Source organism: Citrobacter sp. MNAZ 1397, from assembly GCF_023613995.1.
In the GTDB taxonomy this organism is placed as follows: domain Bacteria; phylum Pseudomonadota; class Gammaproteobacteria; order Enterobacterales; family Enterobacteriaceae; genus Phytobacter; species Phytobacter ursingii.
In genome coordinates, this window is record NZ_JAKIVH010000002.1 from 288,456 (window position 1) to 312,994 (window position 24,539).

Consider the following 24,539-nt stretch of genomic DNA (forward strand, 5'->3'; position numbering starts at 1 on the left):
TTACAGGTATAACGCTGGCAGGATCACCCGGTTAACGCCACGCACTTCCAGAGCCTGCGCCAGCGGTTCCACATCGCCGGCAACGGCGCTACGCCACTGTTGTGCTTCGCCATACACGCCATGAGCATGAAAGGCGTTAATACGCACCGGCACATCCCCTAACTCGCCGATAAAGTCGCTCAGTTCATCAATATGTTGCAGATAATCACACCGGTCGGGGATGAGCAGCAAGCGTAACTCCGTCAGCCGCTGATGCGCCGCCAGAAGACGGATACTGGCCTTTATCTGCGTATTATCACGCCCGGTCAGAAACCGATGATGGTCGCTGCCCCAGGCTTTGAGATCGATCATCGCCCCGTCGCACACGGGCAGCAGTTTTTGCCAGCCCGTTTCGCTCAGCAGGCCGTTACTGTCGACCAGACAGGTGAGGTGGCGCAAGTCCGGGCTGGACTTAATCGCCCGAAACAGCGCAACCAGAAACGGCAACTGGGTTGTAGCTTCTCCGCCGCTGACGGTGATGCCCTCGATAAACATGGCCGCTTTGCGTACATGGGCCAGCACCTCTTCCACACTTAGCGTTTGCGCCATCGGCGTGGACTGTTGTGGACAGAGATGCAAACAGGTATCGCACTGCTGGCAGGCGTTGTCATCCCAGTTTACCTGCCCATCAACCAGCGTTAAGGCACCATGCGGGCAGGCGGGAACGCACTGTGCACAGTGGTTGCAGCGTCCTATCGTCCATGGATTGTGACAGTTTTTACAGTGCAAATTACAACCTTGTAAAAACAGTGCCAGACGACTGCCTGGCCCGTCAACACAGGAGAATGGGATAATTTTACTGACTAAAGCGCATCTGCTGTTCATGGCTGACCACGCGCGGTTGTCTCTCAAGAATGCGGGTATTGCGGGCGGCTTCCTCACCCAGCCAGGTCGTGTTAGTGCGTGACCCCCCGGTGCGGAATTTTTCCAGGTCCGACAGGCGAACCATATAACCCGTTACGCGTACCAGATCGTTACCGCTGACGTTGGCAGTAAACTCACGCATGCCGGCTTTGAACGCGCCGAGGCAGAGTTGCATCACGGCCTGCGGATTGCGTTTGACCGTCTCATCGAGGGTTAAAATGTCGCTGATACCCGCTGTGTACCAGGCATGATGCGGGGCCACCGTCAGCAGGTGGGTTATGGGATCGGGCTCATCGCCGTAGGGCAGGCGCGCCCCTGGCGTGGTGTCAGTATCAGAACTTATCCCCGACTGAGCGTGCAACATCGCTCGGTTATTCCAGCCATGTTTTACCGGCGTGTTCGCCACAAATGTCGCAAGTTGTTCGCTGATTCTGTAACCCAGCGTATTGGCTTGCGCATCTTTACCGTAGCGCACACCCAGCCCCGCACGTTCGCAGAGGATATTCACCGCTTCTGCCAGCCCGTACATGCCAAACATCGGTGCAAAACGAGTCGGGTCTATCAGCCCTTCGGCGACCAGGAAGCTATTCTCAAAGAAGCCGGATTGCGCGTAGAGGAAGTCACAGCGCGCATCGATGATGGCGATTTGCTGCTGACAGTAGTGGGGAAGCTGATGGACGAAGAAGTCATCAATGCTGTTGCTTCGTTCGGCGATCGCTTTCAGGTTCAGGCGCACCAGCGTGCTACCACCGCCACTCAGCGGCAGCGAATTGTAACAACTGACGACGCCATAACCACCTTTTGTGAAAATTTTATCATTTTCGGGGCCGTTGGCGATATGTGGCTTACTGCACTCACAGATATTTTTTGCCACCTCAAGCAGTAAATCATCCGGCGTCATATCCGGGTCATAAATAAAGGTCAGATTAGGCGCAACCTGCTTAAGCTCTGCATCTGCACGCAAAATAGCTCGGGTGATCGGCGTATCGGCAGGGCCAATATTGGCATGCATAAACGCATCTGGCAGGGTTCTGTCGAGATAACGCCAGAAACGTTTTATTCGAATATCGATCTCTTCTTGTGTTAGAATTCTAACATACGGTTGCAGTATCGCATCCAGTTGCCCCAAATAGACGGGCATGGAGGTGACTGAAGGAACATGGTGATAAAGGATGGTGAGCATCGATAACGCGTCGTCGAGATCGGTTGCCCCTTCAAGTTCCAGCCATTGCGAGCCATTTGCGAGGAATTTCGCATAATCCGGCAGAACATAGCGTGGTTTGTAGGGCGCATGCCCTTCGAACATATCGCAAATGGTACCCTCATCAAGTGCAGTCCGCGCTTCTTTTGTCAGTGAGGGATAAGGCAGACTGTTCTCGGCCTCAAGCGCCAGAAAGTGGCGTTTTTGTGCGGGAGTCAGGGTATTGCTTGTCGCAATCTGCTGGCAACGAGCCAGGTATGCTGAATCATTTGGCGTGGACATATTCGTTCCTCTTATTCCTTGAGCGTCTGCCCCAGTGTAAGTAACCGAACGGAAACCGCCTTTGATCCACACCCCTAAACATCCGGGTATGTGGCTACGTTAAGGCTAAAAATTTGATGAATGTCTCATTATGGTTTTGCAAGAATGAATGTGGTTTTCATTAACTGTGATGAGTGTCGAAGTGTAATGATGGGTTAATGTTAGAATAATAACAGACCCGTATTTAACCGGCTTAGGCCGACGGAGAGATAAATGACTGATTTAACTGCAAGCAGCCTGCGCGCGTTGAAACTGATGGACCTGACTACCCTGAACGACGACGACACGAACGAAAAAGTGATCGCGTTGTGCCATCAGGCAAAAACCCCGGTGGGTAACACTGCCGCTATCTGTATCTATCCGCGTTTTATCCCGATTGCGCGCAAGACGCTGAAAGAACAGGGCACGCCAGATATCCGCATCGCAACGGTCACTAATTTCCCGCACGGCAACGATGATATTGAGATCGCGCTGGCGGAAACGCGTGCGGCGATTGCATACGGCGCAGATGAAGTCGATGTGGTATTCCCGTACCGTGCGCTGATTGCAGGCAATGAACAAGTGGGCTTTGATCTGGTTAAGGCCTGTAAAGATGCCTGTGCAGCGGCCAATGTTCTGCTGAAAGTGATTATCGAAACCGGTGAGCTGAAAGAAGAGGCGTTGATTCGCAAAGCCTCTGAAATCTCGATCAAAGCGGGGGCCGATTTTATCAAAACCTCCACTGGTAAAGTGCCAGTGAATGCCACGCCGGAAAGCGCACGCATCATGCTGGAAGTGATTCGCGATATGGGTGTGGCGAAAACCGTCGGTTTCAAACCGGCTGGCGGCGTGCGTTCAGCCGAAGACGCACAGACATTCCTCGCGATTGCCGACGAGCTGTTTGGCGCTGACTGGGCGGATTCGCGCCACTATCGCTTTGGCGCGTCCAGCCTGTTGGCGAGCCTGCTCAAAGCTCTGGGTCACGGCGACGGTAAGAGCGCAAGCGGTTACTAATTCATTATCGTAGCCCGGACGAGGCGCACGCGCGCCGACTCCGGGATCTCCCCGGCGGCGCTACGCTTGGCCGGGCTACAGGAACGTAGCATGGGCGCAAGCTCGCTGCATTTAACCTGATTTATCGGGGGGTTACCGTGTTTCTCGCACAAGAAATTATTCGCAAAAAACGTGATGGTCACGCACTCAGTGATGAAGAGATTCGTTTCTTTATCAACGGGATTCGTGACAACACCGTGTCCGAAGGGCAAATTGCCGCTCTGGCGATGACCATTTTCTTCCACGACATGGCAATTGAGGAGCGCGTGTCGCTGACCATGGCGATGCGAGACTCAGGGACCGTCCTCGACTGGAAACAGCTTAATCTCAACGGGCCTGTCGTCGACAAACACTCCACCGGTGGTGTGGGGGATGTGACCTCGCTGATGCTTGGGCCGATGGTTGCGGCCTGCGGCGGCTATATTCCCATGATCTCCGGTCGTGGGCTTGGCCATACCGGCGGGACGCTCGACAAACTGGAAGCTATTCCGGGGTTTGATATTTTCCCCGATGACAAACGCTTTCGCGACATCATTAAAGATGTGGGCGTCGCGATTATTGGACAGACGAATTCTTTAGCTCCCGCTGACAAACGCTTTTATGCCACGCGCGATATTACGGCGACGGTCGATTCTATTCCGCTGATTACCGCCTCGATCCTCGCCAAGAAACTGGCGGAAGGACTGGATGCGCTGGTGATGGACGTCAAAGTGGGTAGCGGGGCATTTATGCCGACGCCAGAACTTTCTGCCGAACTGGCGCAGGCGATCGTTGGTGTGGCGAATGGCGCCGGTGTGCGTACCACCGCACTGCTCACCGACATGAACCAGGTGCTTGCCTCCAGCGCAGGTAACGCTGTTGAAGTACGTGAAGCCGTCCGCTTCCTGACCGGAGATTACCGCAACCCGCGTCTTTATGACGTGACGATGGCGCTCTGCGTAGAAATGCTGGTCTCCGGCAAACTGGCGAAAGATGACGCCGAGGCGCGCAGACAATTGCAGGCGGTGCTGGATAACGGTAAAGCGGCGGAAATCTTTGGCCGCATGGTGGCTGCACAAAAAGGCCCGACCGATTTTGTCGAAAATTATGACAAATACCTGGCAACCGCGACGCTCAGTAAGGCCGTCTATGCCGATACCGAAGGGTTCATTGCGCAAATGGACACCCGCGCGCTGGGGATGGCGGTGGTCTCAATGGGCGGCGGCCGTCGTCAGGCGTCCGATACCATCGATTACAGCGTGGGCTTTACCGATATGGCGCGTCTGGGTGATGCGATCGACGGGCAGCGTCCTTTAGCGGTGATCCACGCAAAAGATGAAGCAAGCTGGCAGGAAGCGGCAAATGCAGTCAAAGCTGCGATTGTGATCGCCGATAAAGCGCCAAAAGAGACGCCAACGGTCTGGCGACGCATTACCGATTAACGATATACTGATCTGATCGCTATTTTTTGAAGCACTACGTACGGAGAACAATATGAAACGTGCATTTATTATGGTGCTGGACTCCTTCGGCATCGGCGCAACAGAAGATGCCGAACGTTTTGGTGACGTGGGTTCCGATACCATGGGTCACATCGCAGAAGCCTGTGCCAAAGGCGAAGCGGACAACGGTCGTAAAGGCCCGTTGAACCTGCCAAATCTGACCCGTCTGGGTCTGGTGAAAGCACATGAAGGTTCTACCGGTAAAATCGCAGCCGGCATGGACGGCAACGCTGAAGTGGTAGGCGCATACGCCTGGGCGCATGAGCTCTCCTCCGGTAAAGACACCCCGTCAGGCCACTGGGAAATCGCCGGTGTGCCGGTGCTGTTCGACTGGGGCTATTTCTCCGATCATGACAATAGCTTCCCGCAGGAATTGCTGGATAAACTGGTGAAACGCGCAAACCTGCCGGGCTATCTCGGCAACTGCCACTCTTCCGGCACGGTTATCCTTGATCAACTGGGCGAGGAGCATATGAAAACCGGCAAGCCGATTTTCTATACCTCTGCCGACTCTGTGTTCCAGATTGCCTGCCATGAAGAGACCTACGGCCTGGATAAACTCTACGAGCTGTGCGAAATCGCCCGTGAAGAGCTGACCGAAGGGGGTTACAACATCGGTCGCGTTATCGCGCGTCCGTTTATTGGCGATAAAGCGGGTAACTTCCAGCGTACCGGTAACCGTCATGACCTGGCCGTTGAGCCGCCGTCAGCGACCGTGCTGCAAAAACTGGTTGATGAGAAAGACGGTCAGGTGGTTTCTGTAGGCAAAATCGCGGATATCTATGCCAACTGCGGTATCACCAAAAAAGTGAAAGCAACTGGCCTGGATGCGTTGTTTGACGCCACGGTGAAAGAGATGAAAAGCGCGGGTGATAAGACAATCGTCTTTACCAACTTCGTTGATTTCGACTCATCATGGGGCCATCGTCGCGATGTCGCCGGTTATGCGGCGGGGCTGGAGCTATTCGACCGTCGTTTGCCGGAGCTGATGGAGCTGGTGGGGGAAGATGACATTCTGATCCTGACCGCTGACCACGGTTGTGACCCGACCTGGCAAGGCACCGATCATACCCGCGAGCACATTCCGGTGTTGATCTACGGCCCGAAAGTGAAACCCGGTTCGCTCGGCCACCGTGAAACCTTCGCCGATATCGGCCAGACCATTGCGTCGTACTTCGGTACGTCTCCCATGGACTACGGCAAAAACATGCTTTGATTTGGGAAGGGGCATCATCTGATGCTCTTACTCCGACTCTCTCCCGCGGGAGAGGGGGAAAACACAACGAATAAAAAGGAACTGAAGATGGCAACTCCTCACATTAATGCAGAAATGGGTGATTTCGCTGACGTTGTGCTGATGCCCGGCGACCCGCTGCGCGCAAAGCACATTGCTGAAACCTTTTTCGAAGATATCCGTGAAGTGAACAATGTGCGCGGCATGTTGGGTTATACCGGTACCTATAAAGGCCGCAAAATCTCCGTAATGGGCCATGGCATGGGTATCCCATCCTGCTCCATCTACGCGAAAGAGCTGATCACCGATTTCGGCGTGAAAAAAATCATCCGTGTGGGCTCCTGCGGCGCGGTACGTATGGACGTGAAACTGCGTGATATCGTTATCGGTATGGGCGCTTGCACTGATTCCAAAGTTAACCGCATGCGTTTTAAAGACCATGATTTCGCTGCGATTGCTGACTTTGACATGGTGCGTAACGCGGTTGACGCGGCCAAAGCGCTGGGTGTGGATGCCCGCGTCGGTAACATCTTCTCTGCGGATCTGTTCTATGCACCTGACGGCGGCGAGATGTTCGACGTGATGGAAAAATACGGCATTCTGGGCGTGGAAATGGAAGCGGCGGGCATCTACGGCGTTGCCGCAGAGTTCGGTGCGAAAGCGCTGACCATCTGTACCGTCTCCGACCATATCCGTACCCACGAGCAGACCACCTCTGCTGAGCGTCAGACGACGTTCAACGACATGATCAAAATCGCGCTGGAATCTGTACTGCTGGGCGACAAAGCGTAGCGTTTTACCCCTCACCCTAACCCTCTCCCAGTGGGAGAGGGAACGGCCTGGAGCGGTTTTGGTTTTCTCCCGCTACCCGGGGGTGAGGGCATCAGACAGCCGCTACCGCACGGCCCCCGCAATCCACGCGGACAACTCCCGCAATTCGGTTTCCTGCTCCGGGAAATCCCCCAACAGCGCATCACACTCTTGTGCCAGCATATCCGCGCGATACAGACAGCCCTGCAGGCGTGCGGCCAGGGCCTCCAGTGGTGCGGGATTCAGGCTATCGGTAAACACCTGCGTGCGGGTGATATGCCCTTTCTCCACGTCAAAATGGAGCTCCACGCCGCCCCACGTAAAGCGTTCATCAAGCAAATGGCTGAATGCAGGAGCCTGACCGAAATTCCACTCCCAACTGCTTTGGCGGGCAAAGGTCTCAGCGAAATTCGGCAGATCCGGGGTGTTGTCCGGAGAAATTACCTCGGCTTTAACGCGCTCACCGTAGTGAGAGAAGAAGGCTTCCGTTACAGCCTCGCAGATGCGCTCATGGCTGATACCCGGCAACAGCTCGACCAGATTTGCGACGCGTCCGCGCACGGAGGTAATGCCCTTGGCCTGGAGCTTTTTCTTGTCCGGGTTGAGATAGTTTGCCAGGCGGCTGAGATCGGCATTGAGCAACAGTGTGCCATGATGGAAACCGCGATCTTTGGTCTCACGGTAGGCGGAGCCAGAGACTTTGCGATCGCCCTCCGGCGTTTTGACCACCAGATCGTTACGTCCGGACGCTTCTGCCGTCACGCCCAGCGCGTTCAGCGCCTGCAACACAATCGCGGTTGAGATCGTTTTGTCATACTCCGGTTTACCCGCCATAAAGGTGAAGCAGGTATTGCCTAAGTCATGGAACACCGCACCACCGCCGCTGCTGCGCCGTGCCAGACGAACATTGTCTTCTTCCATGCGCCGGGTATTACACTCTTTCCACGGGTTCTGCGCCCGCCCGATAACCACCGTATCGGCGTTACGCCAGAGGAAAAGTACACGCTGCGTCGCGGGCATCTGGCGGAAAATACACTCCTCCACCGCCAGGTTGAACCAGGGATCATAAGAATCAGAGATAAGCAGACGCAGTGTGGACATGGCAGATTTCCTTTCCTGAAAAGAGGTCGTTTTTCACGTTGCCAGCGCGCAGGCTGCAACGTGAAATCCGTAAGCTGCAGATAGATTACTCTTTCTTTTCGTTCTCTTCCTCTTCCTGCACCGGCTTGCTGGCGGTAAGCAGGAAAGGGGACTGTTGCCAGCGGGTTCGTTTTCCCTGCAACAGCGTACGGGTCAGTACGACGCCAATAGCCAGCGAAAGGAGCAGCATAAGGCGTAAAATATTGGTGGTGTTATCGACCTGTTTGGCTTCCGTCGCGAGGGTATGGGTATCCAGCGTTAGACGCAGGTAGCCCAGCGGGCTATTTTTCCCCTGAATCGGCTCGACGATCTGCTGGTTGAAGTAGCCCCCGGCTTTTTTGCCGTCCAGCGCCAGCCTGTCGCGCACATCAATACTTTCGCCGGAACGGGCAATCAGATCGCCGCGTTCGTCATAGACGCCCGCATCAAGAATTCGGCTCTCCTCGGTCAATTGCCGGAGCACAATGCTGATACGTTTGTCGTCAGGCGTTTCCGCACGCATCAGTGGCGCAAGGTTTATCGTGACCTGTTTCGCCAGCGTGCGGGCCAGCTCTTCAAGCTGCGGATTGCGCTGACGCTGGTGATTCTGACTGAACCATGATGCGCCCTGCATAAGGGCAACAAGCAGCGCCAGACAGAAGAGCACGATCACGGCACGATGAAGCCGGAATTTGAGTTTTGCGCGAGCCATATTCCACCTGTTGAAAATTTGCGGCTTAATGTTGCCAGAAGCGCTGGTTACAAGGTAGCCTCATGCGTTATTTTTACCTCAGCACATACCCCTACAGGAGCTGTAATGCCGAATAATTTGACCTGGTGCGACCTGCCCAATGACGTTTCTCAGTGGCCTGGGTTGCCGCTCTCTTTAAGTGGCGATGAGGTCATGCCCCTGGATTATCACGCAGGTCGTAGCGGATGGCTTCTGTATGGGCGCGCGCTCAATAAAGAACGTCTGACCGCCTGGCAGCGTAAACTGGGCGCGGCAATGGTAATCGTGGCTGCCTGGTGCGTGGAAGATTATCAGGTTATCCGTCTTGCCGGTTCACTCACGCCGCGTGCTACCCGCCTGGCGCATGACGAGGGGCTGGACGTTGCGCCGCTGGGTAAAATTCCGTCTCTGCGCCACCCTGGCTTGATGGTGATGGACATGGACTCAACCGCAATTCAAATTGAGTGCATTGATGAAATCGCTAAACTGGCCGGTACGGGCGAAATGGTATCTGAAGTGACGGAACGCGCCATGCGCGGTGAGCTGGACTTCACGGCCAGCCTGCGTCAACGCGTGGCAACGCTTAAAGGCGCTGATGCGAAAATTCTGCATCAGGTCCGCGACAGCCTGCCCTTGATGCCGGGCCTTACGCAGCTGGTGCTAAAACTGGAAACACTGGGCTGGAAAGTGGCGATTGCCTCAGGTGGCTTTACCTTCTTTGCCGACCACCTGCGCGAGATGTTGCGCCTGACAGAGGCGGTAGCCAACCATCTGGAAGTGGTTGACGGTAAGTTCACCGGTAATGTTCTGGGCGACATTGTGGATGCGCATTACAAAGCCAATACCCTGAAACGCCTGGCGCAGGAACACGAAATTCCGGCTACTCAAACGATCGCCATTGGCGACGGCGCAAATGATCTGCCGATGATCAAAGCCGCCGGGTTGGGTATTGCGTTCCACGCGAAACCGAAAGTGAATGAAAAAGCCGAAGTCACCATCCGTCACGCTGATTTGATGGGGGTGTTCTGCATTCTCTCAGCCAGTCTGGCGAAGAAATAACGAGGTCTCTGTGGCGAAAGCTCCAAAACGCGCATTTGTCTGTAATGAATGTGGTGCCGATTATCCCCGCTGGCAGGGGCAATGCAGCGCCTGCCATGCCTGGAACACGATTACCGAAGTGCGTGTGGCTGCCTCGCCTGTCGTGGCGCGTAATGAGCGCTTAAGCGGGTATGCCGGCAATGCGGGCGCGTCGAAAGTTCAGAAACTTTCTGATATCAGCCTGGAAGCCTTGCCGCGTTTTTCGACCGGCTTTAAAGAGTTCGACCGTGTGTTAGGCGGCGGCGTGGTACCGGGAAGCGCTATTTTGATTGGCGGTAACCCCGGCGCGGGTAAATCGACACTTCTGCTGCAAACTCTGTGCAGGCTCGCGGAACAGATGAAAACGCTGTATGTCACCGGCGAAGAGTCATTACAGCAGGTGGCGATGCGTGCGCACCGTCTTGGCCTGCCCACTGCTAATCTGAATATGTTGTCGGAAACCAGCATTGAACAAATCTGCCTGATTGCCGATGAAGAGCAGCCGAAGCTGATGGTCATCGACTCTATCCAGGTGATGCATATGGCGGACATCCAGTCTTCGCCGGGTAGCGTGGCGCAGGTACGTGAAACGGCGGCCTATCTCACGCGCTTTGCGAAAACGCGTGGGGTGGCGATTGTGATGGTCGGGCACGTGACCAAAGATGGCTCGCTGGCCGGGCCGAAAGTCCTTGAGCACTGTATTGACTGTTCTGTCTTGCTGGATGGCGATGCGGACTCCCGTTTCCGTACGCTGCGCAGCCATAAGAACCGCTTTGGTGCGGTGAATGAGCTGGGTGTCTTTGCCATGACAGAACAAGGACTTCGGGAAGTGAGCAACCCGTCTGCCATTTTCCTTAGCCGTGGCGATGAAGTGACTTCTGGCAGCTCAGTGATGGTGGTCTGGGAAGGTACTCGTCCGCTGTTGGTGGAGATTCAGGCACTGGTCGATCACTCAATGATGTCCAATCCCCGACGTGTTGCTGTCGGCCTTGAACAAAACCGCCTTGCCATTTTGCTGGCGGTGCTGCATCGCCACGGCGGCCTGCAGATGGCCGACCAGGATGTCTTCGTTAACGTGGTTGGCGGCGTAAAAGTGACGGAAACCAGTGCGGATCTGGCGTTGTTACTGGCTATGGTTTCGAGCCTGCGTGACCGGCCTCTGCCTCAGGATCTGGTGGTCTTTGGCGAGGTTGGGCTGGCAGGCGAGATTCGCCCGGTTCCCAGCGGACAAGAGCGTATTTCCGAAGCGGCGAAACACGGTTTCCGGCGGGCGATTGTGCCTGCCGCGAATGTGCCGAAAAAACCGCCAGAAGGGATGCAGGTTTTCGGTGTTAAAAAACTCGCAGATGCACTCAGTGTCTTTGACGACTTATAATTATATTCCCGTCGTCTTTCTGGCGGCAGGTGTGATGGCTGCGTTTACTCCCCGCCTCCTGCCCCGAAATGCATAGGGAATTTTGCATAATAAGCCTGGCACGTTGATGCTGCCAGGCAGGTTCAGCCAGCAGGAGGCACTCGTGTCGTCATTCGACTATCTCAAGACCGCAATACGTCAGAAAGGCTGCACATTGCAGCAGGTGGCCGACGCCAGCGGCATGACCAAAGGCTATTTGAGCCAACTCCTGAATGCCAAAATCAAAAGTCCCAGCGCACAAAAACTCGAGGCGCTGCACCGTTTCCTCGGATTAGAATTTCCGCGTCGGCAAAAAAGCGTTGGCGTCGTTTTTGGTAAGTTTTATCCGCTGCATACCGGACATATCTACCTGATTCAGCGTGCCTGTAGCCAGGTGGATGAGCTGCATATCGTGATGGGTTACGACGAGAAGCGCGACCGCGAACTGTTTGAAGACAGCGCGATGTCCCAGCAGCCAACCATCAGCGACCGCCTGCGCTGGTTGCTCCAGACCTTTAAGTATCAAAAAAACATCCGTATTCATGCCTTTAATGAAGAGGGAATGGAACCTTACCCGCATGGCTGGGATGTCTGGAGTAAAGGCATTAAAGCTTTTATGGATGAAAAGGGCATTCAGCCTGACCGAATCTACAGTTCAGAAGAGGCGGACGCCCCCCAGTACCTTGAGCATCTGGGTATTGAAACGGTGCTTATCGATCCGAAGCGCACTTTTATGAATATTAGCGGCGCGCTTATTCGTGAGAACCCGTTCCGCTACTGGGATTATATCCCTACCGAAGTGAAGCCCTTCTTTGTGCGCACCGTGGCTATCCTGGGCGGCGAATCCAGCGGTAAATCGACGCTGGTCAATAAGCTCGCGAATATCTTCAATACTACCAGCGCGTGGGAGTATGGCCGGGATTATGTCTTCTCTCACCTTGGCGGCGACGAGATGGCGTTGCAGTATTCCGACTATGACAAGATCGCGTTGGGACAGGCGCAGTATATTGATTTTGCGGTCAAATATGCCAATAAGGTAGCCTTCATCGATACCGATTTTGTCACGACGCAGGCGTTTTGCCTGAAGTACGAAGGGCGTGAGCATCCTTTTGTGCAGGCGATGATCGATGAATACCGTTTCGACCTGGTGATTCTGCTGGAAAATAATACGCCGTGGGTCGCTGATGGGCTGAGAAGTCTGGGCAGTTCGGTGGATCGCAGCGAATTCCAGCAGATGCTGGTGAATATGCTTAAAGAGAACAATATTACCTGGCGGCATGTGGAAGAGCCTGATTATGACTCCCGTTTTTTGCATTGCGTGGAACTGGTAAAAGAGTTGATGGGGGATTAGGGGGAAACCTTCTGCGGCCTGATGCCCTCTTCCACAGGGAGAGGGAGAAAGCCAATATCGCGCTCAGACAGTCCCCTCTCCCACAGGGAGAGGGTTAGGGTGAGGGGAAACATCGAGGCTGTGCGGCCTGATGCCCTCACCCCGTCCCTCTCCCACGGCGAGAGGGAGAAAGCCAGCATCGCGCTCACCCTAACCCTCTCCCCGCGGGAGAGGGTTAGGGTGAGCGGAAAATCGAGGCAGTGCGGTCTGATGCCCTCACCCCGTCCCTCTCCCACGGGGAGAGGGCGTAAACACTAAAAAAGCAACGTGCGTTGCCTTTTTGCTTTTACCTCCACGGGAGAGGGCGTAAACATTAAAAAAGGCAACTTGCGTTGCCCTTTTGCTGTTTATTTTGAAATACGTTTGTACTTGATACGCTTCGGCTCCAGCGCGTCGGCGCCCAGCGTGCGTTTCTTATACTCTTCGTATTCGGTGAAGTTACCTTCGAAGAACTCCACCTTGCCTTCATCCTGGTAGTCCAGGATGTGGGTCGCGATACGGTCAAGGAACCAGCGGTCGTGCGAGATAACCATTGCGCAGCCCGGGAACTCCAGCAGGGCGTTTTCCAGCGCGCGCAGGGTTTCGATATCCAGGTCGTTGGTCGGTTCATCGAGCAGCAGTACGTTACCGCCGACTTGCAGCAGTTTCGCCAGATGCAGACGGCCGCGCTCACCACCGGACAGCTCGCCCACGCGTTTGCCCTGGTCAACACCTTTAAAGTTGAAGCGGCCAACATAGGCGCGGCTCGGCATCTCGGTATTGCCGATCTTCATGATATCCAGGCCGCCGGACACTTCTTCCCATACGGTTTTACTGTTATCCATCGCGTCGCGGAACTGGTCGACGGAAGCCAGTTTGACGGTTTCGCCCAGGGTGATAGAGCCTGCGTCGGGCTTTTCCTGGCCGGACATCATACGGAACAGCGTAGATTTACCCGCGCCGTTAGGACCGATGATGCCGACAATAGCGCCTTTCGGTACGGAGAAGCTCAGATCGTCGATCAGTACGCGGTCGCCGTAGGATTTACGCAGGTTGCTGACTTCCACTACTTTATCCCCCAGACGTGCGCCTGGCGGAATAAACAGTTCGTTGGTCTCGTTACGTTTCTGGTACTCGACGTTGTTAAGTTCTTCAAAACGAGCCAGACGGGCTTTACCCTTAGACTGACGGCCTTTCGCGCCCTGACGAACCCACTCAAGTTCTTTCTCGATGGACTTACGACGCGCCGCTTCCTGAGAGGCTTCCTGCGCCAGACGCTGATCTTTCTGTTCCAGCCAGGAGGAGTAGTTGCCTTCCCATGGAATACCCTCACCGCGGTCCAGCTCCAGGATCCAACCGGCAACGTTATCGAGGAAGTAACGGTCGTGGGTAATCGCCACCACGGTACCTTCGAAGTCGTGCAGGAAGCGTTCCAGCCATGCCACAGATTCCGCATCCAGGTGGTTAGTCGGTTCGTCGAGCAACAGCATGTCTGGTTTTTCCAGCAGCAGACGGCACAGCGCAACGCGGCGGCGCTCACCACCGGAGAGGTTGGCGATTTTCGCGTCCCAGTCCGGCAGGCGCAGGGCATCGGCGGCGCGCTCAAGTTGCACGTTCAGGTTGTGGCCGTCATGTGCCTGAATAATTTCTTCAAACTTGCCTTGTTGCGCGGCGAGTTTATCGAAGTCAGCGTCCGGTTCAGCATATTTCGCATACACTTCGTCCAGACCTTTCAGCGCGTTAACCACTTCGGAAACCGCTTCTTCCACGGATTCACGCACGGTCTGTTCCGGGTTCAACTGCGGTTCCTGCGGCAGGTAGCCGATTTTCAGGCCCGGCTGTGGGCGGGCTTCACCTTCAATATCGGTATCGATGCCAGCCATGATGCGCAGCAGGGTAGATTTACCGGCGCCGTTAAGGCCCAGTACACCGATTTTTGCGCCAGGGAAGAAACTCAGCGAGATATTTTTCAGAATATGACGTTTCGGCGGAACCACTTTGCCGACACGATGCATGGTATAAACGAATTGAGCCACGTTGGACTTCGCCTCTTTTTATCCCTTCATCCATCAGGTTACAGTTACCGGGCCAGGATGCATTCCTGTACCGCCACCTTGCAACCTGACTTATTCAGGGCTAATGAATGGTGATAGTTTTCAAAGGCGAAGTGTAGCCGTTTTCCGTGCCCAATCCCAGCCAGCAGCACCCGTAGTGTTAAATCGCACAAGAAAGGTAAAAAAGTGTGCATTACGTGGCGCGTTAGGGCGTGCACGGTTAGCATTAAGGCATTATGCGGCATGACGCTGTAGGTATCGTTTATATAAGAGGAATAAGCTGTGCAGAGAGCTAAACATGCCGCCTGGCGTTTTCTGGCGGCCAGTATTTGTTTGCTGTCCCTCAGCAATGTGGCGCGAGCGGACTCACTGGACGAACAACGTAATCGCTATGCTCAGATCAAACAAGCGTGGGATAACAAGCAGATGGATGTGGTGTCGCAACTGATGCCAGGGCTGCAAAACTATCCGCTATACCCTTATCTGCAGTACCGACAGATAACCGATGATCTGATGAACCAACCCACCGTCACGGTGACCAATTTTATCCAGGCAAACCCCACATTACCGCCGGCCCGCACGCTGAAAACACGTTTTATCAACGAGCTGGCGCGTCGGGAAGACTGGCGTGGGTTACTGGCATTCAGCCCGGAAAAACCCACTACAACGGAAGCACAATGTAACTACTACTTTGCGAAATGGAACACCGGGCAGGCCGAAGAAGCCTGGCAGGGGGCGAAAGAACTGTGGCTGACGGGAAACAGCCAACCGAACGCCTGTGACCGCTTGTTTGGCGCATGGCGCGCTTCGGGCACGCAAGATCCGCTGGCGTTTCTGGAACGTATTCGTCTGGCAATGAAAGCAGGCAATACGCGGCTGGTTATTCTGCTGGCGGGCCAGATGCCATCGGACTATCAGACCATCTCTTCTGCCATCATTACGCTCGCCAACGATCCGGGTAGCGTCATGACCTTTGCCCGTACCACCGGGGCGACCGACTTTACCCGTCAGATGGCTGCCGAAGCGTTCGAAAGCGTCGCGCGTGACGATGTGGAAAACGCCCGGCTGATGATTCCGTCGCTGGTGCAGGCGCAACAACTCAATGAAGAGCAGACACAAGCGTTGCGCGACATTGTCGCGTGGCGTTTGATGGGGAATGACGTGACCAGCGAGCAGGCGCGCTGGCGAGATGACGCTATTATGCGTTCACAGTCTATCTCGATCGTCGAGCGACGCGTGAGAATGGCTATCGGCAACGGCGACCGCCGCGGCTTGAATACCTGGCTTGCGCGCTTGCCGATGGAGGCAAAAGAGAAGGATGAGTGGCGCTACTGGCAAGCCGACCTGCTGCTGGAACGTGGGCGTGACGCCGAGGCGAAAGAGATCCTGCATGCGCTCATGCAACAACGCGGATTCTACCCGATGGCGGCGGCCCAGCGTCTGGGTGAAGAGTACACCATGAAAATCGATAAAGCGCCGGGGAATATCGATCCTGCGCTGGCAAACGGGCCTGAAATGTCCCGTGTGCGCGAACTGATGTACTGGAATCAGGACAACACTGCCCGTAGCGAGTGGGCCAATTTAATCACCAGTCGCAGCGTGCAGGAACAGGCGCAACTGGCGCGCTATGCGTTTAACCAGCACTGGTGGGATCTGAGCGTACAGGCGACCATCGCCGGTAAGTTGTGGGATCAACTTGAAGAACGCTTCCCGCTGGCCTATAGCGACTTGTATGCCCGCTATACGAGCGGGAAAGATATTCCGCAAAGCTATGCGATGGCGATCTCTCGTCAGGAGAGTGCCTGGAACCCCAAAGCGCGTTCCCCGGTTGGGGCCAGCGGACTTATGCAGATCATGCCGGGTACGGCAACGCATACGGTGAAGATGTTTAATATTCCAGGCTACAGCAATGCGGCTCAATTACTGGAACCGGAAGTAAATATCAACATCGGTACCAGCTATCTGCAATATGTCTATCAGCAGTTTGGTAACAACCGCATCTTCTCTTCCGCAGCGTACAACGCCGGGCCGGGTAGGGTGCGGACCTGGCTGAATAACAGCGGCGGGCGAATTGATGCGGTAGCCTTTATAGAGAGCATTCCGTTTTCCGAAACCCGTAGCTATGTGAAAAACGTGTTGGCCTATGACGCATATTACCGTTTCTTTATCAATGGTAACAAAGCGCCGGTGCTGACAGATGCGGAGTGGCAGCGTCGTTACTGATTTCTGTGGTTTGTGTTATGCTGTGTACTCTCTAGCGAGTACATAGCATAACGGCGGCATATTATGACCCAGCAATCACCTTATTCAGCGGCCATGGCCGAACAGCGTCACCAGGAATGGCTACGCTTTGTTGAACTCGTCAGGCAGTCTTACGAACAGGATCTGCATCTTCCGTTACTTAACCTGATGCTCACCCCCGATGAACGTGAAGCGCTGGGTACCCGTGTACGCATTATCGAAGAGTTATTGCGCGGGGAGATGAGTCAGCGTGAACTCAAAAGCGAACTCGGCGCGGGCATTGCAACGATCACCCGAGGCTCCAACAGCCTGAAAGCGGCACCAGCCGACCTGCGTTTATGGCTGGAGCAGACGCTGCTTAACGATCAGCGATAGACCGCATTGTGAAAGGGGCTTAATGCCAGTATCACGGCCTGGTGATAGACGCTGGCGCGCGTCAGTTTTCCGGCGGTAAACACGCCAATTGCGCCCTCTTTGCGCCCAATCTCATCAATACCGGTGTACGCCGACATCGCTGGTCCAAGCGCCTCACCTGCACGGATTTTCTGCAGGATCACCTCCGGCAAGGGGAGGGTGGCGGAACGCGCTTCGCCGCGCTGTTCCCGACTTTCGATGACTACCCAGCTAAAGGTGCTGCCTTCATCGATGCCGGCTTCGATAGCCACCCAAAAGTCCGCATCCGGGGAAGCGTGGCGAGCATTTGCGACACGGTTACGTGCGCCAGCAAGCGTTTCTTTACTGCCCAGAGGCTGTTCGGGTACGCCGCTCTCAACAGCGATCGCGTCGATATGGCAGGAGCCTTCACCGAAAATCTCATTAAAAGCGTGCAGAATAGCCCGAATTTTGGCGGGGTTTGTGGTAGCAGCGACAACATGGTGCATAATCAATAGCTGGCTTCCCGTAATGAGACGTGTTCTGTCAGCATGGCGGGTAAGGCCTTCCTCATATAATAAACTTCATCGCAGTATAATGGATATAAAAGCATGTTACAGGTATACCTTGTCCGCCACGGTGAAACGCAGTGGAACGCCGAGCGTCGTATTCAAGGCCATTCAGACAGTCCGTTAACCGAAAAAGGGGAGCAGCAGGCATGGCAGGTGGCCGAACGCGCGAAAGCGCTGGGCATCACCCATATCATTGCCAGCGATCTCGGACGTACTCGTCGCACGGCTGAAATCATCGCAGAGTTATGCGGTTGCGATATCACCCTTGATTCACGCCTGCGTGAACTCGATATGGGCGTGCTCGAAAAGCGTAATCTTGAAACCCTGACCGAAGAAGAAGAAGGCTGGCGTCGCCAACTAGTAAATGGCACAGCAGGGGGGCGTATTCCCGGCGGCGAGTCAATGCAGGAGCTTGCCGATCGTATGCATGCCGCCCTTGCGACCACGCTGGCGTTACCGCAGGGCAGCCGCCCGATGATCGTCAGCCACGGTATGGCTCTGGGCTGTCTGGTCAGCACCATTCTGGGTCTTCCGGCCTATGCTGAGCGCCGCCTGCGTTTGCGTAACTGCTCTATTTCCCGTATCGATTATCAGGATAGCGCATGGCTGGCGTCGGGATGGGTGGTGGAAACGGCAGGCGACGTCTCACATCTGGACGCCCCTGCACTGGATGAATTGCAGCGTTAACGGCGGACCGGAATCAGATACTCGCAGCGGATGTAAAGCGGCGGCTCTTGCGCCCGCGCATCTTCTTGCGGGTAGAAACGCTCGATATCCTGACCTTTACGGCGTGTCAGATTCAGCATCGGCATGCAGGTACCGTAGACGGTCAGGATAAACTCCTGCACGCCAGTCCCCGGCCCTTCATAGAAGAACATGACATACTCACCGCCTTCGAGTGTCACTGGTTGGGCGTTATGCATATAGCCGTTCGCCATTTCCGGCGTCAAGGCGGTAGTGTAAAACACCTCTTGCTCGTCATCTTTTTCCAGGCTTGGTCGCGGTTCATGCAGGCCATACATCTCAGCCGGAATGGTTGGCGAATTGCCTAAAAAGTCACGCCAGAACTGGATACGCATCTGATTGCGGAAATCGGAAATCTCTTCCAGCGAGCAGGTATAGCTCTGCGTCGTACCGATAAGCTGCATATCCGGAAGGGTGATAAACTCATGCCTCGGCATAGCAAACTCACCTAAACGCAACGGTGGACGAATGCCGAAGGCGCTCCAGTCAGGTGAACGGCGATACAGTGCGGGTGTCAGATTAAACTGCTTTTTAAACGCGCGAGTAAAGGTTTGCTGAGAGTCAAAGCGATACTGCAAGGCGATATCCAGAATGGGACGCGAGGTCAGACGCAAAGCAACAGCAGACTTCGACAGGCGGCGCGCGCGAATATAAGCGCCAATCGCATGGCCCGTCACGTCTTTGAACATCCTTTGCAGATGCCACTTGGAATAACCTGCTTTTGCCGCCACATTATCTAACGACAATGGCTGATCCAGGTGGCCTTCCAGCCAGGTAAGTAGATCACGAATAATCCCAGCCTGATCCATAAAATATCCTCATCCTTAAAACGGCTTACGCCTGATACCAGGAAAGGGATAATACCACTGTTTGTTGATTTAGCATTCAGTGTTTTTTTTGTGCATTAGTGCGCATTGTGTCTGATTTTCATGATAATTTTTGTAAATTAGTGATCTATAAACCTTTTCCTGTTAAACCCGAGAATAGTCGCTCAACGTTATATTCAAAAATGGTAACAATATGAAATACACGCGTTTAATACTTTCCTCATTAGCATTGCTGTGGAGTTCTGCACATGCAGAACAGATTGGCTCAGTGGACACTGTATTCAAAATGTTCGGCCCGGATCACAAAATCGTGGTGGAAGCTTTTGACGATCCTGATGTGCAAAATGTGACCTGTTACCTGAGCCGGGCAAAAACAGGCGGCATTAAAGGTGGACTTGGGCTGGCGGAAGATACCTCTGATGCGGCGATTTCCTGTCAGCAGGTGGGGCCAATTGAACTCAGTGATAAGATCAAAAATGGCAAAGCGCAGGGCGACGTTGTTTTCCAGAAACGTACCTCACTGGTGTTTAAGAAACTGCAGGTGGTCCGTTTTTACGACAGCAAACGTAACGCGCTGGTTTATTTGACCTATTCCGATAAAGTGGTGGAGGGGTCCCCGAAAAATGCACTGAGTGCGGTGCCGATTATGCCATGGGGTAAATAAAAGGAATGGAGATGCCGCAACCGCGAATATGGCTGGTTGAAGATGAGGCAAGTATTGCCGAGACGCTGATTTATATGCTGCAGCAGGATGGGTTCGCCGTCACCTCATTTGACCGGGGGCTGCCTGTTCTTGACGCGGCGACGCGGCAGTTGCCGGACCTGGCGATCCTGGATGTCGGGTTGCCGGATATCAGTGGTTTTGAGCTGTGTCGTCGTTTGCTGGCACGGGCACCAGGGCTACCCGTGCTGTTCCTGACCGCACGCAGCGACGAGATAGACAAGCTACTGGGGCTGGAAATGGGGGCCGATGATTATATCGCCAAGCCGTTCTCACCCCGGGAAGTGTGCGCCCGGGTACGTACCGTGCTACGCCGCTTCCAGAAAGCGACGGTGCAATCTTCGCTTCTTCGTGTCGGGCAGTTCGAACTGGATGAAGAGGCGGCTATCATCCGCTGGTGTGGCGATATTCTCCCTCTTACACGTTATGAATTTCTCCTGCTAAAAACCTTGCTGCATGCGCCGGGCAGGGTTTTTTCGCGCCAGCAACTCATGGATCTTGTCTGGACCGATGCCGAAGAGAGCTTCGATCGTACTGTCGATACGCACATCAAAACGCTGCGCGCTAAATTGCGTACGGTAAATGGCGACCTGTCGCCGATTAATACTCATCGCGGTATGGGTTATAGCCTGGGCATCCGCTAATGCGTATCGGAATGCGACTGCTGCTGGGCTACTTTTTACTTGTGGCGGTTGCCGCCTGGTTTGTGTTGTCTATTTTTGTTCAGGAGATCAAACCGGGTGTCAGGCGAGCCACCGAAGGTACGCTGATTGATACCGCCACGCTGCTGGCAGAAGTGGCGCGCGATGATTTGCTCTCCGGGCAGGCGCAAAATGGCAAGCTGGCAGAGGCGTTCACGTCACTTAACCAAAGCAACATTAACGCCAATATCAGCGGAATTCGTAAGGTACGTAACGAATACCATGTCTACATGACGGATGCGGCAGGTAAGGTCGTTTTCGATTCTGCAGGCCGGTCCGTAGGGCAGGATTTTTCACGCTGGAATGATGTCTGGCTGACGCTGCGTGGAAAATATGGGGCGCGAAGTACGCCTTCCGATCCAAACGACCCGGAAAGTTCGGTTATGTATGTGGCGGCTCCCGTCACCGACCAGGGGCGTATTATCGGCGTACTGAGCGTGGGTAAACCCAACAGTGCGATTGCCCCGGTTATCAGACGCAGTGAGCGGCGTATGCTCTGGGCCAGCGCGGCTTTGCTGGGGATTGCGCTGGTGATTGGGTTTGGGGTGACGTTGTGGATTAACCGTTCTATCGGCAAGCTGACACGCTATGCGGATGCCGTGAGCGAAAAAAATCCTTTACCACTTCCTGACCTGGGAAGTAGCGAGCTGCGTAAGCTGGCGCAGGCGCTGGAGAGTATGCGCCTTAAGCTCGAAGGGAAAAACTATATTGAGCAGTACGTCTACGCACTTACCCATGAACTAAAAAGCCCGCTGGCAGCTATTCGCGGCGCGGCAGAAATTCTTCATGAAAACCCGCCACCGGATATCGCCACCCGTTTTACCAACAATATTCTGGCGCAAAATGCGCGGATGCAGCTGCTGGTTGAGAAGCTGCTACAGCAAGCGAAGCTCGAAAATCGCCAGGAAGTAGTGACAACATCCATCCCCGTTGATGTCCTGTTCCGACAGCTTGAGGACGATCGTAGCGTGATGTTGGCCGCTAAAAATCTGACCCTCGAATGCGACGCGGGGCAGCTCGTTATCGAGGCGGATGCCGGGCTGCTTAGCCAGGCATTGGGCAATCTTCTCGACAATGCGATCGATTTTACTCCGCGTGGCGGACACATTTCGCTACGTGCTCGCGAGCAGGATGCACATACTGTCTTTACCGTGTGTGATAACGGGGCGGGGATTCCGGATTACGCCCTTGAGCGGATCTTTGAACGGTTTTACTCATTGCCGCGCGAGAATGGACAAAAGAGTAGTGGCCTTGGGCTGGCCTTCGTTCAGGAAGTGGCGCGTTTGCATCAGGGAACCATTGAGGTAAGTAATCGACCACAGGGCGGCGCTGAGGCGCGCCTGACACTTCACCGTCACTTCACATAACTTCAAATTCTCCTCTTATAGCCCCGTTACTCTGCGTGCATCACAAAGGAGGGGCTATGTTGAAATCACCGTTATTCTGGAAAATTACCACCCTGGCAGGGTGCATTTGTCTGTTGCTGATCCCATTGATGATGGTTGGCAATTTAATCAAAGAGAGAAGCGATTACCGTAATGAGGTCGCCGATACGTTACGGCAAAGTAGTGCCGGGCCGCAAAAGCTGATTGGGCCGCTGATTGCGATTCCGGTGACGGAGATGGTGACCTCGCTGGAGTCGACGGGAGATGAACCCCCGAAGGAGGTTCGCCGTTCGAAAAGCTATATCCGCTTCTGGCTGCCTGAAACACTCATGGTCGAAGGGAAGCAACAAGTTGAAAACCGTCAGGTGGGTATTTACGAAGGGCAAGTCTGGCAGGGGGATATCAGCATAAACGCAGAGTTTGACCCAAAGCGGACTGGGTTGGAAGCGAGTGATACCCGGCAACTGGGCGAGCCGTTTGTTGTGTTTGCCCTGAGTGATGCCAGAGGGATCGGGCAAATACGGGCGATGAAAGTGAATGGTGAATCGCTCAGCGTGGAGCCGGGATCGGGGCTGATAAGCGGCTTACAGGGTATCCATGTGCCACTGACCGCGCAGGGGATTACGCAGAAAAATATCAAACTCAACGCCTCTTTCAGTCTCAATGGCACCGGCGCCTTTTCCGTGGTTCCTCTTGGCAGAAACAGTGAAATGGCGATGATGGGGGACTGGCCTCACCCGGGCTTTACCGGTGACTTTTTGCCCGCTAAACGTGAAGTGACTCCTGCGGGTTACCAGGCTAGCTGGCAAAGTACTTGGTTTGCCAATAACCTGGACAGTAAAATCCGCGATGTCCTGAGTCTGAGTGGTGACAATGAGTGGCGTCTGCCCGCATTCAGCGTCAATATCGCCACACCTGCCGATCAGTATCAACTGACAGACAGAGCGGTGAAATATGCGATTTTGCTTATCGCCCTCATTTTCGCTGCGTTTTTTGTCTTTGAAAGTCTTACCGGGCGACAAATGCACCCGATGGAATATCTGCTGGTGGGGTTGTCACTGGTGATGTTCTACCTGGTCCTGCTGGCGTTGTCAGAGCATGTTGGCTTTACCTGGGCGTGGATCATCGCCAGTGGGCTGGGAACGACGATCAATGGTGTTTATTTGCAGGGCGTATTGAAAAGCTGGCGTGCCAGCCTGCCTTTTAGCGGCGCGCTATTGATGCTCTATGGCGTAATGTGGAGTCTGCTGAACTCCGAAGACAGCGCGTTGTTGCTTGGAACGGGCGTGCTATTTGCGGCGCTGAGTACCGTAATGATACTCACACGGCGCTTTGACTGGTACTCACTCTCGCGAACGACGAAAAAAACCGTAGAGAGCCAGATTTCTGGCGATGAAGAATTACGGATATGGAAATAAAAAAGCGGCGCCAGGCGCCGCTTTTTTTGGAAGGGAATTATTCCTGCAGATCGCCGCAGAAGCGGTATCCTTCACCATGAATCGTCGCGATGATTTCCGGTGTATCCGGCGTAGATTCAAAATGTTTACGGATACGACGGATGGTGACATCAACCGTACGGTCGTGCGGTTTCAATTCACGGCCGGTCATTTTTTTCAGCAATTCGGCACGGGATTGGATCTTGCCCGGATTTTCGCAGAAATGCAGCATCGCACGAAATTCGCTACGTGGCAGCTTATACTGTTCACCATTAGGGCTGATCAGTGAGCGGCTGTTAATATCCAGTTCCCAGCCATTGAACTTGTAGCTGTCGACACTGCGGCGCTCTTCGCTGATTGTGCCCAAATTCATAGTACGGGACAGCAGGTTGCGCGCACGGATGGTCAGTTCACGCGGGTTGAACGGTTTGGTGATGTAATCATCCGCACCGATTTCGAGGCCCAGAATTTTGTCTACTTCGTTGTCACGACCGGTCAGAAACATCAGCGCGACATTCGCTTGCTCGCGTAATTCGCGGGCAAGTAAAAGGCCATTTTTACCTGGCAGATTGATATCCATAATCACCAGGTTGATATCATTTTCGGAGAGGATCTGATGCATTTCAGCGCCATCTGTCGCTTCAAAGACATCGTAACCTTCCGCTTCGAAGATGCTTTTCAACGTGTTGCGTGTTACCAACTCGTCTTCAACGATAAGAATGTGCGGGGTCTGCATGTTTGCTACCTAAATTGCCAACTAAATCGAAACAGGAAGTACAAAAGTCCCTGACCAGCCTGGTACATGTCGCAAATTAA

The 24,539-nt window shown here is 54.4% G+C and carries 22 protein-coding genes; 14 read left to right on the plus strand and 8 right to left on the minus strand.

All coding sequences use genetic code 11. From position 1 onward, the window contains the following. Complete coding sequence (locus L2097_RS16110) at positions 1 to 864, minus strand: YjjW family glycine radical enzyme activase (RefSeq protein WP_250353295.1); 864 nt, start codon at positions 862 to 864, stop codon at positions 1 to 3. Beyond that, positions 836 to 2,386, minus strand: coding sequence for a YjjI family glycine radical enzyme (locus L2097_RS16115; RefSeq protein ID WP_250353296.1), 1,551 nt, complete (start codon positions 2,384 to 2,386; stop codon positions 836 to 838). Before L2097_RS16115 ends, L2097_RS16110 begins: the two co-directional genes overlap by 29 nt. Positions 2,387 to 2,638: 252 nt before the next feature. On the opposite strand from L2097_RS16115, the gene deoC reads away from it, so the two are divergent. The 4 genes from deoC (at position 2,639) to deoD (ending at position 6,964) form a co-directional block, all read left to right on the plus strand. Beyond that, the gene (gene deoC / locus L2097_RS16120) at positions 2,639 to 3,418 is read left to right on the plus strand and encodes a deoxyribose-phosphate aldolase (protein ID WP_047371925.1); all 780 of its coding nucleotides are present in this window, start codon (positions 2,639 to 2,641) and stop codon (positions 3,416 to 3,418) included. Positions 3,419 to 3,555: 137 nt separating this feature from the next. Beyond that, positions 3,556 to 4,878 (plus strand): thymidine phosphorylase, encoded by a 1,323-nt coding sequence (gene deoA, locus L2097_RS16125; RefSeq protein ID WP_047371924.1) that lies wholly within the window; start codon positions 3,556 to 3,558, stop codon positions 4,876 to 4,878. A gap of 52 nt (positions 4,879 to 4,930) precedes the next feature. Beyond that, positions 4,931 to 6,154 (plus strand): phosphopentomutase, encoded by a 1,224-nt coding sequence (gene deoB, locus L2097_RS16130; RefSeq protein WP_047371923.1) that lies wholly within the window; start codon positions 4,931 to 4,933, stop codon positions 6,152 to 6,154. A gap of 87 nt (positions 6,155 to 6,241) precedes the next feature. After that, positions 6,242 to 6,964, plus strand: coding sequence for a purine-nucleoside phosphorylase (deoD, locus tag L2097_RS16135; RefSeq protein WP_085005488.1), 723 nt, complete (start codon positions 6,242 to 6,244; stop codon positions 6,962 to 6,964). 102 nt (positions 6,965 to 7,066) lie between these two features. Here the strand turns inward: deoD and lplA are convergent, their stop codons facing one another. Together lplA and L2097_RS16145 are read right to left on the minus strand one after the other, a co-directional pair. Then, a complete protein-coding gene (gene lplA / locus L2097_RS16140) occupies positions 7,067 to 8,083 on the minus strand; it encodes a lipoate--protein ligase (RefSeq protein WP_085005489.1) in 1,017 nt (338 codons plus the stop codon). A gap of 85 nt (positions 8,084 to 8,168) precedes the next feature. After that, positions 8,169 to 8,813, minus strand: coding sequence for a YtjB family periplasmic protein (locus L2097_RS16145; protein WP_047371920.1), 645 nt, complete (start codon positions 8,811 to 8,813; stop codon positions 8,169 to 8,171). Between the two features lie 105 nt (positions 8,814 to 8,918). Between L2097_RS16145 and serB the strand changes: the two genes are divergently transcribed. The 3 genes from serB to nadR all read left to right on the plus strand — a co-directional run bounded on the left by serB (position 8,919) and on the right by nadR (position 12,652). Beyond that, on the plus strand, positions 8,919 to 9,890 hold the full coding sequence (gene serB / locus L2097_RS16150; RefSeq protein WP_085005490.1) for a phosphoserine phosphatase: 972 nt from the start codon (positions 8,919 to 8,921) through the stop codon (positions 9,888 to 9,890). A gap of 10 nt (positions 9,891 to 9,900) precedes the next feature. After that, entirely contained in the window at positions 9,901 to 11,283 is a 1,383-nt protein-coding gene (radA, locus tag L2097_RS16155) for a DNA repair protein RadA (protein ID WP_047371918.1), read from the plus strand. 142 nt (positions 11,284 to 11,425) lie between these two features. Further along, a complete protein-coding gene (gene nadR, locus L2097_RS16160; RefSeq protein WP_047373401.1) occupies positions 11,426 to 12,652 on the plus strand; it encodes a multifunctional transcriptional regulator/nicotinamide-nucleotide adenylyltransferase/ribosylnicotinamide kinase NadR in 1,227 nt (408 codons plus the stop codon). Between the two features lie 386 nt (positions 12,653 to 13,038). On the opposite strand, the gene ettA is transcribed toward nadR, so the two are convergent. Beyond that, a complete protein-coding gene (gene ettA, locus L2097_RS16165; protein ID WP_250353297.1) occupies positions 13,039 to 14,706 on the minus strand; it encodes an energy-dependent translational throttle protein EttA in 1,668 nt (555 codons plus the stop codon). Positions 14,707 to 15,006: 300 nt separating this feature from the next. Here ettA and sltY point away from each other — a divergent pair, with 300 nt between their 5' ends. Beyond that, positions 15,007 to 16,947 carry a murein transglycosylase gene (sltY, locus tag L2097_RS16170; RefSeq protein WP_047371916.1) on the plus strand — a complete coding sequence of 647 codons (1,941 nt, stop codon included), beginning with the start codon at positions 15,007 to 15,009 and terminating at the stop codon, positions 16,945 to 16,947. Between the two features lie 63 nt (positions 16,948 to 17,010). Continuing rightward, complete coding sequence (trpR, locus tag L2097_RS16175; RefSeq protein ID WP_039078263.1) at positions 17,011 to 17,340, plus strand: trp operon repressor; 330 nt, start codon at positions 17,011 to 17,013, stop codon at positions 17,338 to 17,340. On the opposite strand, the gene yjjX is transcribed toward trpR, so the two are convergent. Continuing rightward, a complete protein-coding gene (gene yjjX, locus L2097_RS16180; protein WP_047371915.1) occupies positions 17,331 to 17,846 on the minus strand; it encodes an inosine/xanthosine triphosphatase in 516 nt (171 codons plus the stop codon). The two genes, trpR and yjjX, sit on opposite strands and share 10 nt — an antisense overlap. 102 nt (positions 17,847 to 17,948) lie before the next feature. Here yjjX and gpmB point away from each other — a divergent pair, with 102 nt between their 5' ends. After that, a complete protein-coding gene (gene gpmB, locus L2097_RS16185; RefSeq protein WP_047371914.1) occupies positions 17,949 to 18,596 on the plus strand; it encodes a 2,3-diphosphoglycerate-dependent phosphoglycerate mutase GpmB in 648 nt (215 codons plus the stop codon). On the opposite strand, the gene robA is transcribed toward gpmB, so the two are convergent. Then, on the minus strand, positions 18,593 to 19,462 hold the full coding sequence (gene robA / locus L2097_RS16190) for an MDR efflux pump AcrAB transcriptional activator RobA (RefSeq protein ID WP_047371913.1): 870 nt from the start codon (positions 19,460 to 19,462) through the stop codon (positions 18,593 to 18,595). The genes gpmB and robA overlap by 4 nt on opposite strands. A 211-nt stretch (positions 19,463 to 19,673) precedes the next feature. Here robA and creA point away from each other — a divergent pair, with 211 nt between their 5' ends. Genes creA through creD form a run of 4 tightly spaced genes read left to right on the plus strand, consistent with a single transcriptional unit; the run spans position 19,674 to position 23,705 of the window. Then, positions 19,674 to 20,144 carry a protein CreA gene (gene creA, locus L2097_RS16195; protein ID WP_047371912.1) on the plus strand — a complete coding sequence of 157 codons (471 nt, stop codon included), beginning with the start codon at positions 19,674 to 19,676 and terminating at the stop codon, positions 20,142 to 20,144. 11 nt (positions 20,145 to 20,155) lie between these two features. Next, a complete protein-coding gene (gene creB, locus L2097_RS16200; RefSeq protein ID WP_250353298.1) occupies positions 20,156 to 20,845 on the plus strand; it encodes a two-component system response regulator CreB in 690 nt (229 codons plus the stop codon). Next, positions 20,845 to 22,269: a two-component system sensor histidine kinase CreC gene (gene creC, locus L2097_RS16205; protein ID WP_250353299.1), complete on the plus strand. Its 1,425-nt coding sequence runs from the start codon at positions 20,845 to 20,847 to the stop codon at positions 22,267 to 22,269. The genes creB and creC overlap by 1 nt, the downstream gene beginning before the upstream one ends. Positions 22,270 to 22,325: 56 nt before the next feature. Next, positions 22,326 to 23,705, plus strand: coding sequence for a cell envelope integrity protein CreD (gene creD / locus L2097_RS16210; protein ID WP_250353300.1), 1,380 nt, complete (start codon positions 22,326 to 22,328; stop codon positions 23,703 to 23,705). 37 nt (positions 23,706 to 23,742) lie between these two features. Here the strand turns inward: creD and arcA are convergent, their stop codons facing one another. Further along, positions 23,743 to 24,459, minus strand: a complete 717-nt coding sequence (gene arcA / locus L2097_RS16215) for a two-component system response regulator ArcA (protein ID WP_039078271.1) — start codon at positions 24,457 to 24,459, stop codon at positions 23,743 to 23,745. Between the last annotated feature and the right edge of the window lie 80 nt (positions 24,460 to 24,539).

Bases quoted from the DNA above. Each gene is read 5' to 3' on its own strand.
- L2097_RS16110 (WP_250353295.1), bottom strand. From the start codon at position 864: ATGAACAGCAGATGCGCTTTAGTCAGTAAAATTATCCCATTCTCCTGT.
- L2097_RS16115 (WP_250353296.1), bottom strand. From the start codon at position 2,386: ATGTCCACGCCAAATGATTCAGCATACCTGGCTCGTTGCCAGCAGATT.
- deoC (WP_047371925.1), top strand. From the start codon at position 2,639: ATGACTGATTTAACTGCAAGCAGCCTGCGCGCGTTGAAACTGATGGAC.
- deoB (WP_047371923.1), top strand. From the start codon at position 4,931: ATGAAACGTGCATTTATTATGGTGCTGGACTCCTTCGGCATCGGCGCA.
- deoD (WP_085005488.1), top strand. From the start codon at position 6,242: ATGGCAACTCCTCACATTAATGCAGAAATGGGTGATTTCGCTGACGTT.
- lplA (WP_085005489.1), bottom strand. From the start codon at position 8,083: ATGTCCACACTGCGTCTGCTTATCTCTGATTCTTATGATCCCTGGTTC.
- L2097_RS16145 (WP_047371920.1), bottom strand. From the start codon at position 8,813: ATGGCTCGCGCAAAACTCAAATTCCGGCTTCATCGTGCCGTGATCGTG.
- serB (WP_085005490.1), top strand. From the start codon at position 8,919: ATGCCGAATAATTTGACCTGGTGCGACCTGCCCAATGACGTTTCTCAG.
- trpR (WP_039078263.1), top strand. From the start codon at position 17,011: ATGACCCAGCAATCACCTTATTCAGCGGCCATGGCCGAACAGCGTCAC.
- yjjX (WP_047371915.1), bottom strand. From the start codon at position 17,846: ATGCACCATGTTGTCGCTGCTACCACAAACCCCGCCAAAATTCGGGCT.
- gpmB (WP_047371914.1), top strand. From the start codon at position 17,949: ATGTTACAGGTATACCTTGTCCGCCACGGTGAAACGCAGTGGAACGCC.
- robA (WP_047371913.1), bottom strand. From the start codon at position 19,462: ATGGATCAGGCTGGGATTATTCGTGATCTACTTACCTGGCTGGAAGGC.
- creA (WP_047371912.1), top strand. From the start codon at position 19,674: ATGAAATACACGCGTTTAATACTTTCCTCATTAGCATTGCTGTGGAGT.
- creB (WP_250353298.1), top strand. From the start codon at position 20,156: ATGCCGCAACCGCGAATATGGCTGGTTGAAGATGAGGCAAGTATTGCC.
- creC (WP_250353299.1), top strand. From the start codon at position 20,845: ATGCGTATCGGAATGCGACTGCTGCTGGGCTACTTTTTACTTGTGGCG.
- creD (WP_250353300.1), top strand. From the start codon at position 22,326: ATGTTGAAATCACCGTTATTCTGGAAAATTACCACCCTGGCAGGGTGC.
- arcA (WP_039078271.1), bottom strand. From the start codon at position 24,459: ATGCAGACCCCGCACATTCTTATCGTTGAAGACGAGTTGGTAACACGC.